Source organism: Clostridium sp. YIM B02569 (assembly GCF_022320765.1).
Lineage (GTDB): Bacteria > Bacillota > Clostridia > Clostridiales > Clostridiaceae > Clostridium > Clostridium beijerinckii.
In genome coordinates, this window is record NZ_JAKJJX010000011.1 from 123328 (window position 1) to 142485 (window position 19158).

General features: G+C 27.5%; 21 protein-coding genes. 5 read left to right on the plus strand and 16 right to left on the minus strand.

Annotated elements, in window-relative coordinates:
* Positions 1 to 129: 129 nt before the first annotated feature.
* The 6 genes from L3B96_RS11890 to L3B96_RS11915 form a co-directional block, all read right to left on the minus strand.
* A complete protein-coding gene (locus tag L3B96_RS11890) occupies positions 130 to 1068 on the minus strand; it encodes a DUF2971 domain-containing protein (protein ID WP_238861120.1) in 939 nt (312 codons plus the stop codon).
* Between the two features lie 399 nt (positions 1069 to 1467).
* Entirely contained in the window at positions 1468 to 2301 is an 834-nt protein-coding gene (locus L3B96_RS11895) for a hypothetical protein (protein ID WP_238861122.1), read from the minus strand.
* 163 nt (positions 2302 to 2464) lie between these two features.
* On the minus strand, positions 2465 to 3040 hold the full coding sequence (locus L3B96_RS11900; protein WP_238861124.1) for a hypothetical protein: 576 nt from the start codon (positions 3038 to 3040) through the stop codon (positions 2465 to 2467).
* Positions 3041 to 3222: 182 nt separating this feature from the next.
* Positions 3223 to 3945 (minus strand): hypothetical protein, encoded by a 723-nt coding sequence (locus tag L3B96_RS11905; protein ID WP_238861125.1) that lies wholly within the window; start codon positions 3943 to 3945, stop codon positions 3223 to 3225.
* A gap of 110 nt (positions 3946 to 4055) precedes the next feature.
* Positions 4056 to 4700: a hypothetical protein gene (locus L3B96_RS11910; RefSeq protein WP_171788555.1), complete on the minus strand. Its 645-nt coding sequence runs from the start codon at positions 4698 to 4700 to the stop codon at positions 4056 to 4058.
* Between the two features lie 30 nt (positions 4701 to 4730).
* Entirely contained in the window at positions 4731 to 5006 is a 276-nt protein-coding gene (locus tag L3B96_RS11915; protein WP_171788556.1) for a hypothetical protein, read from the minus strand.
* Between the two features lie 492 nt (positions 5007 to 5498).
* On the opposite strand from L3B96_RS11915, the gene L3B96_RS11920 reads away from it, so the two are divergent.
* Positions 5499 to 5594 (plus strand): putative holin-like toxin, encoded by a 96-nt coding sequence (locus L3B96_RS11920; protein ID WP_171788557.1) that lies wholly within the window; start codon positions 5499 to 5501, stop codon positions 5592 to 5594.
* Between the two features lie 288 nt (positions 5595 to 5882).
* Here L3B96_RS11920 and L3B96_RS11925 read toward each other — a convergent pair whose 3' ends face one another.
* Positions 5883 to 6029 carry a hypothetical protein gene (locus L3B96_RS11925; RefSeq protein ID WP_207716513.1) on the minus strand — a complete coding sequence of 49 codons (147 nt, stop codon included), beginning with the start codon at positions 6027 to 6029 and terminating at the stop codon, positions 5883 to 5885.
* 383 nt (positions 6030 to 6412) lie between these two features.
* Between L3B96_RS11925 and L3B96_RS11930 the strand changes: the two genes are divergently transcribed.
* Both L3B96_RS11930 and L3B96_RS27450 read left to right on the plus strand, forming a co-directional pair.
* The gene (locus L3B96_RS11930; RefSeq protein ID WP_171788558.1) at positions 6413 to 6724 is read left to right on the plus strand and encodes a hypothetical protein; all 312 of its coding nucleotides are present in this window, start codon (positions 6413 to 6415) and stop codon (positions 6722 to 6724) included.
* 46 nt (positions 6725 to 6770) lie between these two features.
* Positions 6771 to 7214, plus strand: a complete 444-nt coding sequence (locus tag L3B96_RS27450) for a hypothetical protein (protein WP_171788559.1) — start codon at positions 6771 to 6773, stop codon at positions 7212 to 7214.
* A gap of 120 nt (positions 7215 to 7334) precedes the next feature.
* On the opposite strand, the gene L3B96_RS11940 is transcribed toward L3B96_RS27450, so the two are convergent.
* Positions 7335 to 8345 (minus strand): patatin-like phospholipase family protein, encoded by a 1011-nt coding sequence (locus L3B96_RS11940; RefSeq protein WP_171788560.1) that lies wholly within the window; start codon positions 8343 to 8345, stop codon positions 7335 to 7337.
* A gap of 206 nt (positions 8346 to 8551) precedes the next feature.
* On the opposite strand from L3B96_RS11940, the gene L3B96_RS11945 reads away from it, so the two are divergent.
* Positions 8552 to 10273 (plus strand): recombinase family protein, encoded by a 1722-nt coding sequence (locus tag L3B96_RS11945; RefSeq protein ID WP_238861127.1) that lies wholly within the window; start codon positions 8552 to 8554, stop codon positions 10271 to 10273.
* Here L3B96_RS11945 and L3B96_RS27455 read toward each other — a convergent pair.
* The 5 genes from L3B96_RS27455 to dapF form a co-directional block, all read right to left on the minus strand.
* Positions 10247 to 10939 carry an ATPase, T2SS/T4P/T4SS family gene (locus L3B96_RS27455; RefSeq protein ID WP_238861129.1) on the minus strand — a complete coding sequence of 231 codons (693 nt, stop codon included), beginning with the start codon at positions 10937 to 10939 and terminating at the stop codon, positions 10247 to 10249. The genes L3B96_RS11945 and L3B96_RS27455 overlap by 27 nt on opposite strands.
* A 206-nt stretch (positions 10940 to 11145) precedes the next feature.
* Positions 11146 to 11367, minus strand: a complete 222-nt coding sequence (locus L3B96_RS11955) for a hypothetical protein (protein ID WP_011968929.1) — start codon at positions 11365 to 11367, stop codon at positions 11146 to 11148.
* Positions 11368 to 11458: 91 nt separating this feature from the next.
* Positions 11459 to 11881 (minus strand): GNAT family N-acetyltransferase, encoded by a 423-nt coding sequence (locus L3B96_RS11960; protein ID WP_023974727.1) that lies wholly within the window; start codon positions 11879 to 11881, stop codon positions 11459 to 11461.
* A gap of 246 nt (positions 11882 to 12127) precedes the next feature.
* On the minus strand, positions 12128 to 13135 hold the full coding sequence (locus L3B96_RS11965; RefSeq protein WP_238861131.1) for a hypothetical protein: 1008 nt from the start codon (positions 13133 to 13135) through the stop codon (positions 12128 to 12130).
* 26 nt (positions 13136 to 13161) lie between these two features.
* Complete coding sequence (dapF, locus tag L3B96_RS11970) at positions 13162 to 13989, minus strand: diaminopimelate epimerase (protein WP_238861133.1); 828 nt, start codon at positions 13987 to 13989, stop codon at positions 13162 to 13164.
* Between the two features lie 429 nt (positions 13990 to 14418).
* Between dapF and L3B96_RS11975 the strand changes: the two genes are divergently transcribed.
* Positions 14419 to 16152 carry an NFACT RNA binding domain-containing protein gene (locus tag L3B96_RS11975; RefSeq protein ID WP_238861134.1) on the plus strand — a complete coding sequence of 578 codons (1734 nt, stop codon included), beginning with the start codon at positions 14419 to 14421 and terminating at the stop codon, positions 16150 to 16152.
* Between the two features lie 72 nt (positions 16153 to 16224).
* Here L3B96_RS11975 and L3B96_RS11980 read toward each other — a convergent pair whose 3' ends face one another.
* The 3 genes from L3B96_RS11980 to pyrR form a co-directional block, all read right to left on the minus strand.
* A complete protein-coding gene (locus L3B96_RS11980) occupies positions 16225 to 17070 on the minus strand; it encodes a MurR/RpiR family transcriptional regulator (RefSeq protein ID WP_011968924.1) in 846 nt (281 codons plus the stop codon).
* Positions 17071 to 17433: 363 nt separating this feature from the next.
* A complete protein-coding gene (locus L3B96_RS11985) occupies positions 17434 to 18594 on the minus strand; it encodes a class I SAM-dependent RNA methyltransferase (protein WP_011968923.1) in 1161 nt (386 codons plus the stop codon).
* A 23-nt stretch (positions 18595 to 18617) separates the two neighbouring features.
* Positions 18618 to 19154, minus strand: coding sequence for a bifunctional pyr operon transcriptional regulator/uracil phosphoribosyltransferase PyrR (pyrR, locus tag L3B96_RS11990; RefSeq protein WP_011968922.1), 537 nt, complete (start codon positions 19152 to 19154; stop codon positions 18618 to 18620).
* Between the last annotated feature and the right edge of the window lie 4 nt (positions 19155 to 19158).

Below are 19158 nucleotides of genomic sequence, written 5' to 3' on the forward strand. Positions count from 1 at the left end.
ATATACTATATTCATTTACTTTCACACATAGGTAGCGTTAGCTTTATTATAATATTTTTAAAGTTTACTTTCATACATTTCAATATTTCAGTTGAAATGTAGTAATATGAAGCTTTAATTGCAATTTTATTAATACCTTAGTGGAATATCTGATTTCTTAACAGGTATATCAATATTCTCTTTTCTTAAAAAATACTCAATTCCTTTTACTGCTAGATCGATATTATTCTTCGGTCCTACTAATATGGATTCAACAGGAATTTGATCATAATCATCCTTGTACTCAACGATAATATATGGTATTAAAAACTGATTCTTTTCTCTAAATTTCATCATTTTAGTTTTTATCTTATCCAAGTTATTATTTTTTTCATGTAATGCAAAAAATACAAATCTATATTCTTCTTCTCCTAGAAAACATTCTTTTTTAAAAAACATGGCATATAAACAACAGAACATTGCTAGGTGTTCTGCTACCATTTTTAAAGAATCATTTGATATACAAGCATTGGACTCAAACATCTCGTTTAAGTCTGCCCTCTCCTCCTCAGCAAATTGTTTAACTATTGCCATTAAAATCTCTCGTAAACATTCAATCTGCTGCTCCTTATTATATATGATAGATCCATGCCAAAAAAAGCTCTCCCTTTTCTGTATCCCTAATAATAATTTTTTAAAGTCAAACTCTATGCAATATCCCATAAAATCTGAGAATTCTGACCAAAGCAAAGAACTATTTTGCTTTTTTGAAAATGAAATAACATAATACCCACTCAATATTCCATTTTTACTATCGCTTAATCTATCAAATTCATCACTCGCATATTTTATGAAAGTAGACTGTATTTCAATATTTTTAATACAAACTTTGCATAACTCCTCTACTACTTCTCGCGCATATTGGAATTCAAGTTTATCATTTAGAAAATCACTTTTTGTAGCCCAAAACTCTTTATTTTCTATTATACCTTTAACTCCTTCTGCATTTGTATAATGATATATCTTATCACCATAAGTACATACTGGTACCTTTATTAAATCATCTATATACATTGTTGATTTTTCCATAATTCCCCCTAATAATTAATTATTATTTTTCCCATAGACTTTGATTGTATGTCATAGTATATAATTTAACCTCTTCAAAAGATCTCTTAAAAAGTGGAATTCTATAGGTCTTATACTAATTCTAAATATAACTTTGTTAAATTAATCTTCTGTTCAATATAATAGATAAAATATCTATACTTTTCTCCAGTTCTATCAAATCTTCCTTTACATAACTCCATTTATGAAAGATAACCTATTATTTTCACCTTTCTCAGCCTTTCTAAAAAATGTTTCATTATTATTCTTTTCGTATTTTTTATTTCAACTATGCTTTTATTGTAGCATCATTTTCCATTTCTATCTATTAGCAATAAAATACCACAAATTCATTACTGAATAATGTGGTATTAAGTCTAGTTACTCATTATACATACTCGGTATAATAATCTTTTTCTTTTCTTTCTCTATATCAATATCCATATCTATTATTTTTCTTACTTTTTCAGGTAAAAATTTGTTTTCAATCTTTTTAACTAACGTCCTAAAAATATTCTCTCTTTGCATATTTTTGGCAGCATAGTATTCTGCCAAAACCATTATTAATAGAATGTAAATAACCATACTTACACCTAATGATATCACTATTCCCTTTTTTATATATATCGGTATTAATTTATCCATCCTATTATCAATTAAAATAAAGATAATGCTCATAAAATCTATTAAAATTAGAAACTTTGCTCCTTCGAATATTACTATAAAAAACTCAAGTGTGATTCTCAAAAATGGATTTTTTTTATTTAAATCAATTAACCATTTGTAATCAGAATAAATATTTTCTCTCATTATAGTATATTCATCTCTTATCATTATATAAAGCTTATGAAAATGTATCCAAAATATATCCCAATCATTTTGTTTTTTGCTTTTGTCAAATTTCCAAAATAACTCTTCTGTCTTATAATAAAAATCGTGAATAAATTTACTAGGCATTTTAAACAATCGTGTATCTTCTTTATTATATTTATCAAAAAATTTTCTTAACATCATTTGTCTGCGAATTGAATCCTCTTCTCGATCTATAAGTCTAATTTCATTTACCATTGGACTCAATATTACCTTTAAGCTGTCCTCTATTTGTTCATTAAATTTATCTTGCTTTTTTTTCCTAATACCTAATAAGTAGGTCAAAAATGCTACAACAATTGCAGTAATTACTGATAGATAATCTTTTATAACTGAAATATCCAATCTCTTCCCCCCCTGTAAATTACACTAATTATATAATAATCTGAATATATATTTATTTTAACATATTTAGGTAAACAAACTCTATAAATCGACAAAAATACCACAAATTCATTTCTGAATATTGTGGTATTTATAAGTAATTAAAGTTGCTGTGACGTATTCCTTAATCTGTAATATAAAAATTTTTGTTCTTTTCATTGTTATACAAATCGCTGCTAAATCCAACCAGCATAAATGGTGCTTTACCAGCTTCTTTACGTATGAAATTAAATTCTGCTTGTCCCTGATTTATATGAGTATTATTGATAAAATCAGTGAGGTAATTATATGATATCTTTCCCTTTTCTACATCTATGCTGACCTTTTCAGATGTCCATGATCCTTTATACGCACCATTATGAAAATAAGATCTTCCCCTTATTATCAACGTATCAAAATCTTGATCATATTCTTCAATAAAATAAACAGGAGTTTTATTTTTACTCAGATAACACCCAACCCATACTCCTTCCAGATAATATCTTCCAAAAAATAGTTTTTTAGCTCCATAGATATTACTAATTAAATAAATTATAATTTCAAGAACACTCCTATATGTACCTAGTGCAATTAATGCTCCTAACGGAATACCAATAATTGATTTTTGCACGATTGTCGATTCAATATACCCCCACAAAAAAAATATAACTGCTGTTGTTATAGTAAATACAATCGAATATAATCTTTCTAATGGCTTCATATTCTCTCCCTTTATATTATAAATTCATACACAAAATATTATATTTATACAATATCACACTTTCCAATATTTTTCTATAAATAACAAAATACCACAGATTCATTTCTGAATATTGTGGTATTTCTTGTATTATACGCCTTTATCTTTTCTATTTGTTTGTTATATAAAATTAATATTCTAACTTAGTGATTATGCCAATCATCGAATTTATAATTTGGTAATATCTCTGCATAAGCCGAACATATAATCATCCCATCTCCAACATTACTTGAACACTGAAATATTAAGATATCCCCATTTAATACTAATATATCTGGATATATTGTTGAAATAAGATTATCTATATCTATCATAGGAAAATACTTCAAACAAATTTCTCTCGCCGACATGACACTTTTGCCTGGCTCATATTCTGTATCAATCAGCTCATAAATATTATCTGGTAGATCACCATAAATTAACTCTATTAATTCCTCCTCATTATTTGATAAATGATTAGGCATTTTTTCTGGAATTATAAATGATGTTAAGCTCCCATCAGCTTCTTCCCAAAATGGGAAATCACAATCAACAAAGTCCATAATAATGAATTTTAAAAATCTATCTTCAATCACATCTAAATTTTCAATAACTTCTTTTTGCTTTTCTTCATAAAACGCTCCAAGCTTTTCTAGCTTTTCATTTTCACTCATATCCGTTCTAATAATTTTTGATAATCTAGAAAATCTATTTTGATAATACTTACCTTCTTTATCTTGGCAATCAGAGTCTACATCATTATCTAATGGTGCAAACTCATTCATATCAAATTCAATTTTTTCACTTGGAAATTTACCAAGCGAACCCAAATCAAATTGCCCTATAAAACGTAATTCGCCTTCTTCGGTTCTTTCAATTTTGAACATTATTATCCCCCCATAATAAAAACATATAAGTAAATTATATCATTTGTAGCATTACAAATTGCATCGATTATTGTACTTCTTCTATGTGATGTTACAATAGTAATCATCCATTAATTAGTCTTTGATATTGTCACCCATATATCACTATCATATAATATTTTCATTGTAACATTTGCAATTTCTGTTCCAACAAAATCAAAATAATTAGCACCAATATTCTTACAATAATTTTCATGACTTTTTATAAAATGTCCACCAGCTATACTCCTATGGAGCAATGGGATAATTATTGGATTACTCCCCTGCATATTTGATGTATTCTTTCTAAACTCATCACCAAGTCTTTCGGTTGTCCAATAATTATATTTATGAACTTCCTTATCAAATGCTCTACGAGTAAATTCATATGCAAAAGCACCAAAGGTAAGTATTAATACTGGGTTATTCTTACTTAAAAGGCTTTTAAGCATCATAATTTCATTATTTAACTTTATGTTCCAAAGCAATTCATTTCTTGCTGGTTTGGAGCTTGCTTCCGATACAGCATTACGAATGTATATTTTAGATGTATCAACTCGTTTTCCTGAATTTCTAAAAATACTATCTTGAACAACATCAAACACAGAAGTAATAATATTATGTCTTATAGGGTGTCGCGGATCAAAAGGAGTAGATAAGCTATCTTTCCATCTATCTGGCTCTGAATCTCCTATAATCCAAATTGGAAATTTTATATTTCCTGTATCTCTTTCCATAGAAAATCCTCCAAAATTTAATATTATTATTTATTCAACTTCCATATTACGTGATTTAAGTATTGCTATAGCTTCCTCAACCTTTAATAAATCCTTTAATAAAATGTTTGCTGGTGTTCTGACATTAACTCTATCACCATATCTCATAAAAACACATATTGCTTTCTGTCTATTCCCGTTCTTATGCCAATCTACATCTCCATAGAAAATATGATAAAAAACACTACCATCTTCATTATGACTACTTACAACTTCCTCAAAATCTGTTTCCTTATATACTTTTCCATTAATTAATTTTTTCTCCATCACTTATCCCTCATCTTTAATTCAGTTCTAGTCTTATATTAATAGTTAACATAATTATATTATATAAAATGACAAAAATACCACAAATTCATTTTATTGAATAATGTGGTATTAACAATTTGGCAATTCTAAATTTTTTTAAATGCTTTTTCATTAATTAATTTATGAAAATTGATGTTTATTTTCTTTAAATATTTGGTATAATATAAATAAGAAAAGTTAGTGCTGTAACACTAACTTTCCCTAGAACGTTTTTAATTTTAGGGCTATTAGATGTTATTTTGGGTTAGAAAAGGACTTTACTTGATGGGAGGGTCCTTTTCTTTTGTCTTAAATTTTATAGAAATATATAAAATCTTAAAAAAGGAGCAGATGCGCTTTTTTACTGAGATAATAACTAAGTTACTTACGGACTTTATTATAGTATAATATACTAGTACGATTCAGTCGGGCTACTGTTACCACAACCCTAAATGTTAGGGGGTGGTATATATGAGTAATGAATTAAGTTTGCTATTTAGCGGGGGCACGTTTTTAATTGCCCTATTAACTTTTATTGTATTACTTATTTTAAACATAAAAAAATAGTAGCCCATGACCGCAAATCTTAGCTACTATTTTTTTAATTCAATATATTAAATTAATGGTAACAGTTGCATACTGTTTCGTATACTAATAGGGTGTTACTAGCATCCTATTTTTTATATCTATATTATAACATAGTTTTTAAATTTTATACTATTATTTTTTAATTTGATAGAACCATAATTCTAATGTATTTTTTAAATTGTTGAATTGATCCATTGGAATGTATTGAGTTTCAATGAAATATTAAATTAATACTAATTTTTAGGATTTCATAGTATCTTTAAAATATCACCTCACCTCTAACTTACTACTAATATCAGTACCTTTTACACTCCTTAATTTAATTGCTAAATACTTATCCACGTTATATTTTAAGTTATTATATCCAGATTCTCTCGAAATTAACACAATATCATTACCTGTAAATTCAACCATTTAAATGTTAATAACAGACATATCTCCTAAATTCCCTCAAAGATCATCTATCATTGACGTAAATTTATTTATATATAATCAAAACCAAATAAAAAACCAATAAGTAACCTAATTATTAATTATGGATTAATTTATAAAACTTGCTAGCTTAGATTATTTATAATATTTAAATATAAATATTATAGATAATCTATTTAATTAAATATATGATTGTATAAAAAAAATATAAATCAATGAAATATGAATGAAATTTTCAAAACCTTAATTACTTTTTTTGACATAAAAGTTATTAAATATAGTTTATACTATAAAATATAATATATATATTATTATGTTAAATTTAACATATAAATTAAATTTATCGAAAAATAGGAGGTTTATTCATGAAAAAAAATTTAGTAAAAACATTAAGTTTATTATTAGTAACATCTTCATTATTTGCACTGCCAGTATTTGCAGCAGAAAAACCAAGTGGAATTCAAAGTACTAATTCAATTATCACTCCAGATGCAATGGTATCATATAAGATATCACAAACAAAACGTTATAGTAGTGATAATTATCCATCAAAGATATGGTATAGTGGATATTATGCCGGTTCAAATGTATCGGGATATTTATATTTTACAAGTGCTTACCAAAGTGATGGATACTGGATAGTTACTTATACAGGTAATGTAACTGGCCAAGCATAGATAATTATAGTTAAATAGTATTATAAAATATGGAGGTGGATTTTAAGTGTTACAATTATTAAATAAACATAAACTTATATATCTTACCTTAAGCATTTCCTTAACTTTATTAGTAAATGGATGTGGCTCTGTTAATAATATAAAATCCGAATCCCAAAAACAAGAAACTAAAATAGATAATATTGAGATTGGAAATAACGAAGTTCCACAAGCTAAAGAAGTTAAAAATGATTATAAGCCTTTAAATGGTTGGCAAAAGCTTGAAGGTGATTGGTTTTATTTAGACAACGGCTTAGTTAAACTCGGTTGGGTTGAAGATAATAATAAATGGTACTATTGTACCAATTTAGGATTACAAAAGGGTTGGCTTAATGCTGATGATAGTAAATGGTACTATTTCAATGAAAATGGAGAAATGTTAACCAATGCAACTACCCCTGATGGCTATAATGTTGATTCCACTGGAGTGAGAACCAATAATATATCATAATGACAAAGGTAGACAGTTTTTATGACGTCTACCTTGTCTTTTATTGTTTAATAATAATACTGTCGTTCCTTATTTTCCATATATTTATTTTATCTAAAGATAATTGTTTAAAAAATAAACCTAATTCGTATAATTTTTAAGTTCGCCCTTATCATATTCCTCAAAATATTCTATGGTACCTATTCTTCCCGAATCTATAAGCTTCATCTTAGTTTCATAATCAATCTCAAAGTCAGTAGTAGAAACATCCATTGAATCTATATAAATCGTACGGTCGAAGTCATCTCCAGTTAAGTGTGTAATATCTTGATTTTCCATAAGCGTACTAATAAGATTCCATGAGTAGCTAAAGAAGGAATTAATTGTGTGATCATTCGGCTGAGTCCTACCATTGAATAGATCTATTTTATTTTTACTATCTAAACGGAACCCAAGTGTTTCTTTATTGTATACATAAGTATTACCAACTTTATCATGTAACAGTTTCTCATATTCTTCTGGTATAAAATAATTTTCGTCTTCTTCTACATATATCTTTCGATCGAAAAGTCTTACTGGATAATTTGATAGAATGCCACCGTCAACATAACAACAATTATTCATTTTGACAGATTCGAAAAATAATGGAATTGACATGGAAATACGAACCGCATCCTTAATTGGCATATCTTCATATTTTTCATTTTCAACGGAAAAAGTTTCAACTTCATGCTTTGTTAAATTTGTGCCTTGAAAAAACATTTCTTTAAATTTGCCACTATCTTTAATTTCCTTAAATGTAGAATCTTTATTTCCTGTTTTCTTTTCAATGATATTTTCTAACCATCTAGTAAAAGCCTCTCCTTTAAACCACCCATACCCTTTAATAAGCAATCTATACAAATCTCTTATTGAGCCTATATCATCATCCATAAAGCTTCTTAAGTTCATCTCATTAAAAGTGTTATAAAGCTCTTCTTTTGAATAACCTAATCCAACCATGAGCGCTATAATAGCTCCTGCAGAAGTTCCTCCAACCCTTTTAATGCTCTGAAGTATCCCCTTCTGTTCTAGTATTTCTAAAGCACCTAAATATGCAATTCCTTTTACACCTCCACCCTCGAATACAAGATTCTTAAAGTTATATTCCATCTTAAACACCTCGATATTTATTTTATTAATATAATTTTTAAAGCAATAGTCACTTTGCCTTACATACCCTATTATTCTCTTCAAACAATTTTTTATTATTATTTTAAGCTACATTTATATTAACAAACATACATTCGCACATCCTATCAAATAATGTTATAATATTGCTAATAAAATACAAACATATATTCTTAGGAGTGATAAATATGAAAGTTGCTATTTACTCAAGAAAATCCAAATACACAGGAAAAGGTGATTCCATTGGTAATCAAATTCAAATGTGTAAAGACTACATAGAAAATCTATATAAAAATAAAAAAATTGAATATTCCATTTATGAAGATGAAGGCTTTTCAGGTAAGAATACTAACAGACCTGAATTTCAAAAGCTACTAAATGATATAAAAAAAGAGAAATTTAATGTTTTAATATGTTATAGGCTAGATCGTATCTCTCGTAATGTTGCTGACTTCTCCTCTACTCTTGATGAACTTCAAGTCTATGGAGTTGACTTTGTAAGTATAAGAGAACAATTTGACACTACAAGTCCAATGGGACGAGCTATGATTTATATTGCCTCTGTATTTGCCCAATTAGAGCGTGAGACGATTGCAGAACGTGTAAGGGATAATATGATAGAGCTTGCAAAAAACGGTCAATGGTTGGGCGGTTCTCCCCCTCTTGGATATTCTAGAAAAAGAGAAACTTGTTATGATGAAAACGGAAATGAAAAAGCAATCTCATTTTTAGTTCAAGAACCTGATGAAGTAAAATTAGTAAAGCTGCTTTATGAAACATATTTAAAGCTTGGATCTATACACCAAACCGAAAGATATCTAATGAACAATGGTATATGTGCACCTTCGGGTAAACTTTTCGCAACCTCTACAATGCATAAAATTTTGAAAAATCCTCTTTATGCTAAAAGTTCAGACGAAATTCTAAAATATCTTGAAGATGATGGTATTAATATTTTTGGCTCTCCAGATGGCATTCATGGAATCTTAGAGTACAATAAAACATCTGTGATAGCTAGAGATGGTAAAAAAACGACCCCTTTTAAAGATAAATCTGAATGGATTGCAGCAGTAAGTAAAAGATGTGAAGGCTTTATTGATTCTGACACTTGGCTAAAAACTCAAAAGCAACTTAAGACTAATAGTGCTCTATCTCCTAACCTTGGTAAGACTAATAATGCTTTACTTACTAGCAAATTAAAGTGTAAATGCTGCGGAAGCTCAATGGGAGTAGCACTTGGCCGTAGGCTTAATGAAACCGGATTATGTAAAGTTTATTATAGATGTAATTTAAAAAGGCGTAGCAGTGGCCATCTCTGTAATAGTAAAAATTTAATTGGAGACAAAGTAGATGAGTGCGTATTAGATAGCTTAGTAGAAATGGCTAAAAATAAAAAAGCCTTTTTAGATAGAATACTAAAGTCTAAAAAAGAAAATAAAAAGTTAAAAGAAGATAAATTAAAAAAATCAACTCTCGAAAAGCAAATAGCAAATAAAACAAAACAGTTGAATGGATTACTTGATAAATTATCTGTAGCCGATGATTTACTAGATATTTTCATGAATAAAATAAGATCACTAAAAAGTGAGATCTCCCAGTTAGAAGAAAACTTGAAATCCATAGGAGAAAATATAGAAAATAATTCTTCTGAGCTTTATGATATTGAATTTATAAATGCAGTATTAGATAAATGTGTAAACATAAAAAATGAATCTGTTGAAAGTAAAAGAAGGATTATAAATTTTTTAATCGAAGAAATAATATATGATGCTGAAACTGAGCTACTAGAAATATATCCTATAGGTTCTGGTGGAAGTAAAAAAAAACGCTATAATACCTTCATAAAAGAGATTACTAACGATCCTCTTTTGTTGCACTTTTATTCACGAACCAGTTTGGCCGCTAATTAATATAAGTCCATTCTTCAAAGATATTATTTTTCTAATTAGTTTAATTTGACTTTCTGAGAATCCTAAATCCTCAAGATTATAGTCAAAGTTATCACAATATAATATTCTAATTACTAATTTTTCTCCGTATACTACAGGTATTGAAGATACTCTTAAATCGTATTTTAGATTATTATAATTAACTATTATTTTTCCATCTTGAGGTCTTCTTTTTTCAGTTATGTCCATATTAGCTTTCAGCTTGATCTTCGATGCAAGAGTTATATATTCATCAGAATCTATTTTGTGCACCAAAACTAAACTACCGTTAATTCTATATCGTACATAAACACAACCATTTTGAGGTTCTATATGAATGTCGCTGGCATTAACCTTTATTGCATTAGTTATCAATATTTCTTCTAATGATTTGTCATCTATACCAAATATTATATTTTTTAAGCTTTCGTAATTTCTCTCTTCGATTTCCTTGATAACTATGTTTTTGTTATATATAAATCTTAGATATTCTTTTGCTTCTTCAGTTACTCCATATGACAAAACTATTACCTCGTCCAATTTTTCCTTTATTGGAATAACTCTATACTTCTCACAAATTTCTTTTTTTAAATTTTTAGCGGTTCCTAAATCTACATCTTCAATTTCATATTCCTTAATTTTAAACACACCTATCTAATTTTATATTTTTTAGTTTCTATTTTAAATTTTGAACCAAAATCTCAGTAATTATTCATTACATTCCAAATAATGTAATCTTTTTTATCGCCTAAATAATAGAAATTACTAAACTTTTAAATTAAAAATCCTAGACATTAATTAAAATGCCTAGGATTTCATGATAACTTAACGAATCAAATTCTAATACATACTTTTTATTTCTTAACATCACTATATTTTCTTGCAGCTTTCCATGTTTTACCGTACAATGACTTAGGATTTTTATTTGGCTTAACTCCCCTCATTTCTTCTCTAACAATTGCTCTAGCAATAATTTTAAATTTTCTAAACTCTTCTTCATTAACTTCTTGCCCAAGTAAGTTCTTTGTTATTAATTCACTCGTCTTTTGGTTAATAGCTTTATCAAATTTATTCATTTTCTACGCTCCTATATCACAATTTTAAATTCTAAAGATATTATTATCTTTAAAGCTTTAGTTTATCCATTAACTCTTACTTATTCTTTTATTATTCTATAAAACCTTTCATTTGCATTTTAATTGAATTTCTGAAAAAAGCCATTCCTGTTTTCATCTTTTTAAAATTTAATTTTTCATAAAATTTTTCTTTTCCAGGTGAAGCATATAATATAGCATTACATGTAGGAACGCATTCTAAGATTTTATTAACAATCTTACTTCCTATACTCTTACCTTGATATTCAGGTAGCACAGCTATATCATAAATTGCAGATTGATAAACTCCATCAGAGATTGCTCGTCCAAAGCCAATCAACTTATCATTATCAAAAGCAAATACAGCAGCATAACTATTTTCAAATGCTTTCTTATGTATTTCGCCTTCATAATGACTCATCCCTACTTTTTCTAGTATACTAGATACCTCTTCCCAATCTATATTACTACAGTTATATTGTAATTTTAGATCCATTCTACTATCTCCTTTTTTAATATATATGTTGCAATTCGCAATGCATATTTCATAATTCACAATTACAGCTAAAATTCTTTTAATATTTTTAGAATTATGATGAAGAATTATTTTTGCAATATGTATATTATTATTTTTATGATAAGAATAGCATATACTCCTACCTAAGGTAAGAGTCAATACTTTTTTATATTAATAAAGAATCCTCCATCATATAAAAACATGATAAAGAATTCTAAATTTAAATTACCGCGTATATGCTAAAAAAACATATTCTGATGAACTATTCCCTATTTCACTTATGCTACCATCTTGAGTGTATGTATAAATTTGCTCTTTCTTGAGATCTCCATTACTAGAACCTATAAATAAAACATCTCCATTTTCACTTACCTCTAATCCTTTTTCTATTTTTACAGTACCCGGAAAATCAAAAACTAATCTTTTTACCTTATTATCTATTAATTCATATAAAGAATTAACATTATTATACGCTTTTCCTGTAAAATACAATTTATCTTTATTTATAATTATATCTGAAATCTCTTCTATGTTATCTGCCAAAAGCTTAACATCCTTTGTTTTTTTGTTTATCATCATTACTTCTCTTTTATTTTCCAGTGTTAATTGTAAAAATACTACATCGTCATCTCTTGATTTTATAAATGCTAAATAGCCTTCATTAATCTTATAAAGTAACTCTTCTTTATTTTCTTTTATATTATAAGTAAATAATCCATTAACGCCATCATTGCTTACTCCATAATAAACCAATGTATCTGTATCATACCAATCATATAATGTTCCCGATATTGAAACATTAGATTTCATTTCAATTTCTTTATTTCCATTTGTATTGAATATTTTTAACTTAAGCCCATTATCATCTATAAAGTAAGAAATATAATTTCCACCTTTTGATAATTTTAATCCACTATAATTTTCATCTTGGATTTCATATCTATTTCCGTTATTAACTACATAATTTTTACCACTATCTACATATATATAATTAGAACTACTTTTATCATAATCTATGATAACCTTATTTTCCTTTGTCTCCACATACTTACCATTGTCATAATTATATAGTTTATAATTACCGTCTTCGCTTTTTAGAACTGCTCCTATATTTAACTTAATATCCTCTGTCACATTAGGTATGTCTTCTTTTTTAGATGCACATCCTAAGACAAACAGTGGAATTGCAATGAAAGCAAAAATGCTTAAGCACTTTCTTACTAATGAATTCATTTTTTGTTTCCTCGTTTTTTATAATTTTATAAAGAAAGTTCACCCTTGAAAACCACTTCTGCAGGACCTTTCATATAAACATCTTGACCTAAAACTTCTATGATTAACTCTCCTCCAGGAGCTTTAACAAAAATTTCTTTATCCTTATTAACAAATCCCAACTTCTTAGCAACTACTACTGAAGCACTGCATCCTGTTCCACAAGCTAACGTAGCTCCAGCGCCTCTCTCCCATGTATTAACTCTTATATGGGTATCATCAACTATTTTCACAAAATTCACATTACTTCCTTCACCAAAAATATCCAATTTTTCTATCTTTGATCCCTCTTGAATAACATTGTATTCTCTATCACTTTCGAAAATTATTGTATGAGGAACTCCAAGGAGCAACGTAGTCATCTTATACTTTTTATCATCTACTGCAATTTCTTTTTCTATAAGACTTTCCAAATTATTTAAAGGTATATCGCATCCGTTATAAGATGGATTCCCCATATAAACTCTCACATACTTAACCTTTTCATTTTCTAATATTATTTCAATCTCTTTAATTCCATCACCAGTTTCAACTGAAAATTTATCACCCGTAGCTATTTTATGTTCATAAACATATTTTCCAAAACATCTTATAGCATTTCCACACATATTAGCTCTTGAACCATCGGCATTTATTATAACCATTCTAGCATGAGCTAGCTCTGATTTTCTGACAATCACAAGACCATCGGCACCAATTCCAAAATGTCTGTCACAAAGCTTCTTTGCTAATAAGCATTCATCTTTAATCTTATTATCGAAATCCTCAATAAATACGAAATCATTTCCTGCCCCTTGCATTTTATAAAAGTTCATCTAAATTCCCCCTACTGATTAACTGTATTTCTTATAATTAGTAATTGTATAATTTCATAAGCTTCAACTATTTAATATTAAACTTTTGTATTTAATCATTAATAATATCACCAAGTTTAAATTATAACTTATTTAAAAATTTTTCTATATACTTTTTTAAATTTTTTTATAATATTTAGCTCTTTTTTCATTCTATTATTCTAATTTTACATTTATAATATATAATTTTTTAATATAAGTTTACATTTGGTATTTTAGCAATCCAAAAACTCAATTAGGATTACAATGATAAAACTATATTATAATACATCAATATAACATCTATGTATGAATTTGATTCACCCTTCTTCTCATTTTTGCTATTAATTGATAATTATATGCCTATAATGTTATACTATTTATAGTTACACTAAGAAAGGATGACATAAAATGGCATTAGATGGTATCTACCTATATAGTTTAGTAAATAATTTAGAAAAATCAATATTAAATTCCAAAATAGATAAGATAAATCAACCTGAAAAAGATGAAATTATTCTGACTCTAAGAAAAGATCGTCAGAATATCAAACTTTTAATTTCAGCATCCCCTAGGTTTGCCAGAATACATTTAACAAATAGCACGAAAGAGAATCCTATTAAAGCTCCTATGTATTTAATGGTTCTTAGAAAATATATACTAGGCGGTAGAATTACAAATGTTACTCAAAAAGATAACGATAGAATCTTAATAATAGAAATTGAAAATAGAGACGAACTAGGATTTGATAGTTTATATTCTCTTATAGTTGAAATTATGGGACGACACTCTAATATCACACTTGTTAGAAATAGAGATAATAAAGTTATGGAATCAATAAAACATATAACTGCTGATATAAATAGTTATAGAGTATTATATCCTGGTGTTAATTTTATTTATCCCCCATCTTCTACTAAGTTAAATCCTTTTTCTATTACTTTAGAAGAACTATCCTCTTTTACAAACAAAAATTCTATTGTTTTTGATAATAAATTTTATTTTAATTGTTTCACAGGAATAAGTAATCTACTGTCTAATGATTTATATTATAACATTACAAATCATAATAATTCACCTACAATAAGTGAAATTTATGAAAATTTTAATAAATTCATTTATGATTCAAATCAAAATATCTCTTACAATATGTATACAAATAAATTAGGAATTGTAAAAGATTTTTATTCTCTAAAATTAAATTCACTAAATGAAGATTATTTATCAATTTCATATGATGATCCTAATATATTAATGGATGCCTTTTATGAGAAGAAAGATAAACAAGATAGATTACAAAATAAATCTACTGACTTACAAAAGCTTATTCATACAAATATCGATAGATGTAATAAAAAATTAAAAATACTTAATGAAACTCTTAGTGAGTGCGATGAAAAAGAATCATTTAGAATAAAAGGTGATCTTTTAACTTCATATATTTATAGTATAAAAAAAGGTGATAGCGAATGTACTCTACTAAATTTTTATAACGAAAATCAAGAAGAATATATTACTATCTCTTTAAACAAAACCAAAACACCTGCTGAAAATATTCAGTATTATTATAAAAAATATAATAAGTTAAAGACATCTGAGGAATACGCTAAAGTTCAACTCAAGAAAAATGATGAAGAAATGAAATATTTAAATTCTGTACTTACTAATATTCTAAATGCTGAAAGCTATAATGAAATTGATGAAATAAAAAACGAACTTATTGAAACTGGATATATAAGATTTAGAAAAAACAACAAGAATTCAAAAAAGGTAAAGACTTCTAAGCCTAATCACTTTGTTTCAAGCGATGGAATTGATATTTATGTTGGTAAGAACAATCTGCAAAATGATTATCTAAGTTTAAAATTTGCAAATAAAAACTATCTGTGGCTCCATGCAAAAGATATTCCTGGATCTCATGTTATAGTTTGCTCTTTTGATGTACCAGACAAAACTCTTGAGGAAGCAGCTATAATCGCAGGTTATTATAGCAAAGGAAAAGATTCATTAAAATTACCTATTGATTACACAAAAGTTAAAGAATTAAAAAAGCCTAATGGGGCAAAACCTGGAATGGTAATTTACCATACTAATAAAACTCTAATTGTAACCCCTGCTGACTTTAATAACATATTTAATTCATAATCTACTGAAAAAGAGATATATCTTAATCCTAGGATATATCTCTTTTTTAGTAAACATATAATATTTTTAGATTTAAATGAACAAATCAAACTTTCTACACGCTTCCTCTAGCAATTCTACATTACTATTAAAAAAGTCTTTCTTTTCTTTTTCAATAGATGCAATCAAAGCATTAATCAGGCTCAATGGTGCAGCAAAAGATTCTATAAACCTTGTTCCCTTGCTTATAGCTGTTAGCGTTATATCAGAATATGGAACAAGCGGAGACAACATACTGTCAGTTATTGATATTGTTGTAGCTCCTTTTCTTTTTAGATGTGTAAAAATTTCTACTGTACTTCTTGCATATTTCTCAAAGGTAATCCCTATAATTACATCTTCATTATTAACTCCACTAATCTGCTTTGGAATTTGCTCTATATGCTCAATTAAATTTACGTTATTAAACATTAAATCCAGATAATATTTTAGAAACATTCCGAGTACAGCAGAACTTCTTCTTGCTACTATATATATTCTTTTCGCATTTAATAGCAAATTAACAGACTTTCTTAATTCATATATATTTAAGTCCTCCATTGTCAGCTTAATATTATTTACGTCATCTTCAAATATGTTATAAATATCTCTTTCTTCACTATCACTTGAATCAGAATCAATCCTTATACGCTTAGCTTTAGATACTTGCTGTTGCATGGATTCTTGAGTATCTCTTAAAAATTCAGGATAACCTTTGTATCCCAAAAAAATCACAAACCTCGTGACAGTTGCTATGCTTACTCCTGATAATTTAGCTAACTTTTCAACAGTTAGAAAAGGCGTACTATTTGGGTGCGCTAATATATATTTTGCTATTTTTTCTTGTGCTTTGCTCATATTCGGTATTTTTTCTGCCATTTTTTGATATACCTCTGACATAGTTTAAACTCCTTTCTTTTGGCAATTTAAGAGTATCTATCTGACTACTAGTTTCAAGTTCTTTACAATCTCATTTCTCAAATTATTAATTTCTAATATGCATATTACAATTGATTCTCTACATTTTACTTGTAACTAAAAATTTAGATTATTAAATTTCTAAATTTAAATTTGTTATTGAAACTTGTATATCTTATATATTTTTATTTCAATTATCATATGCAGAAACTCTTTAACAAAAAAAGACGCTAACAATTCCAACTGATTGTTAGCGCCTTTGCTATCAAATTTTATTTAAATTTATTTTATCACTTTAAGAAAACTTTGTAAATATGTTTTCAAATCTTTCTGATGCCTTAAACTTTACTTTATTAACTCATTTATTAATATATCACCAGCATTTTTAATTTTATCATTGTGAAAATATTGATAATAATAACATTTTATTTTTCCATTGTATAATTTTCTATTCTTTGTTGATTTTAATCCAAATGTTTTTTCAAATGGCTCGAAAGATGTTAATATGTTAAAATCCCAATCTTCCAGCTTTTTCTTTGCATTTCCCATATGTTTATATAGTGTAGGTAATATTTCCTTCTCACCGATTCTTTCTCCATATGGTGGATTTGAAATTATAAATCCATACTTTCTTGAAGTTGAAAATTCCATAAAATCTCTCTTTTGAAATTGTATATATTTATCAACTCCTGCTTTTTTTGCATTTTCCATAGCAACTTTAAGAACTCTATAGTCTATATCGTATCCTATTAGTTTTATATCCTTATTCTTTTCAGATTTCTTTGCACCTTCTCTTACTGAATCAAATATATCTTTAGTAATTGAAGGCCATGTTTCACATACAAAACTTCTGTTTACTCCTGGTGCAATATTTTGAGCTATCATAGCCGCTTCAATTAAAATTGTCCCCGAACCACAAAATGGATCTATTAATTCAAACCCGTCATTCCATCTTGAGATTAGAAGCATTGAAGCTGCTAAAGTTTCTTTTAATGGTGCTGCTCCAGCAAGTTCTCTATAACCCCTTTTATGTAATCCTGGTCCTGTTGTATCTATAGTAAGCGTAACTATATCTTTTAAGATAGCTACTTCTATTTTATAAACTGGTCCACTTTCGCTGAATGTCTCTATTCCATAGCTTTCACTCATACTTTTAACAACAGCTTTTTTAACTATAGATTGGCAGTCAGGAACACTATGAAGCGTTGATTTAATACTTTTGCCAACAACATGCATAACTCCGTCTTCAGGAATTATCTTACTCCATTCTACTTTTTTGGTCCCTTGAAAAAGTTCTTCGAAAGATTTAGCTTCAAATTCTGCCATTTTTATAAGTACTCTATCCGCAGTTCTTAAGTGAATATTGCAAATTGCTATATCCATTTCGTCTCCCTCAAAAGTTACTCTTCCGTTTTCAATTTTCAAATCTTCATAACCAAGTGCCCTTAATTCTTTTGCAGTTATGCTTTCTATTCCGAAAGTACTTGTTGCAATTAACTCATACATATTTTTGCATTCTCCCTTTTTATCTATTTATCAAATATTTTCACTGAATCTTCTCCATCAATTTCTTTTAGAGATACTGCTATAACCTCATTTTTAGAAGTTGGAATATTTTTACCCACATAATCTGCTCTAATTGGTAGTTCTTTATGCCCTCTGTCTATAAGAACTGCTAATTGAATACCTCTAGGTCTATTTACATCCATAATTGCATCTATAGCTGCTCTTGCTGTCCTACATGTATATAAAACATCATCAATTATAATTATCTTTTTATCTTTTATTTCAAGACCTAAATCTAAATTCTTAATCTCTAAATCTTCACTTATCTTAGTTAAATCATCTCTGTACAATGTTATATCTACAGATCCAACTGGAACATCTACCCCTTCTATTCCCTTTATATAGCTAGCAATTCTTTTTGCAAGCGGATACCCTCTAGTCTTAATTCCAAGTAAAACTAGTTCATCTATTCCTTTATTTCTTTCAATTATTTCATGAGAAATTCTTATTAGTGTTCTATTAACAGCTTTTTCATCTAATAAAACTGATTTTAATTTCATGTTA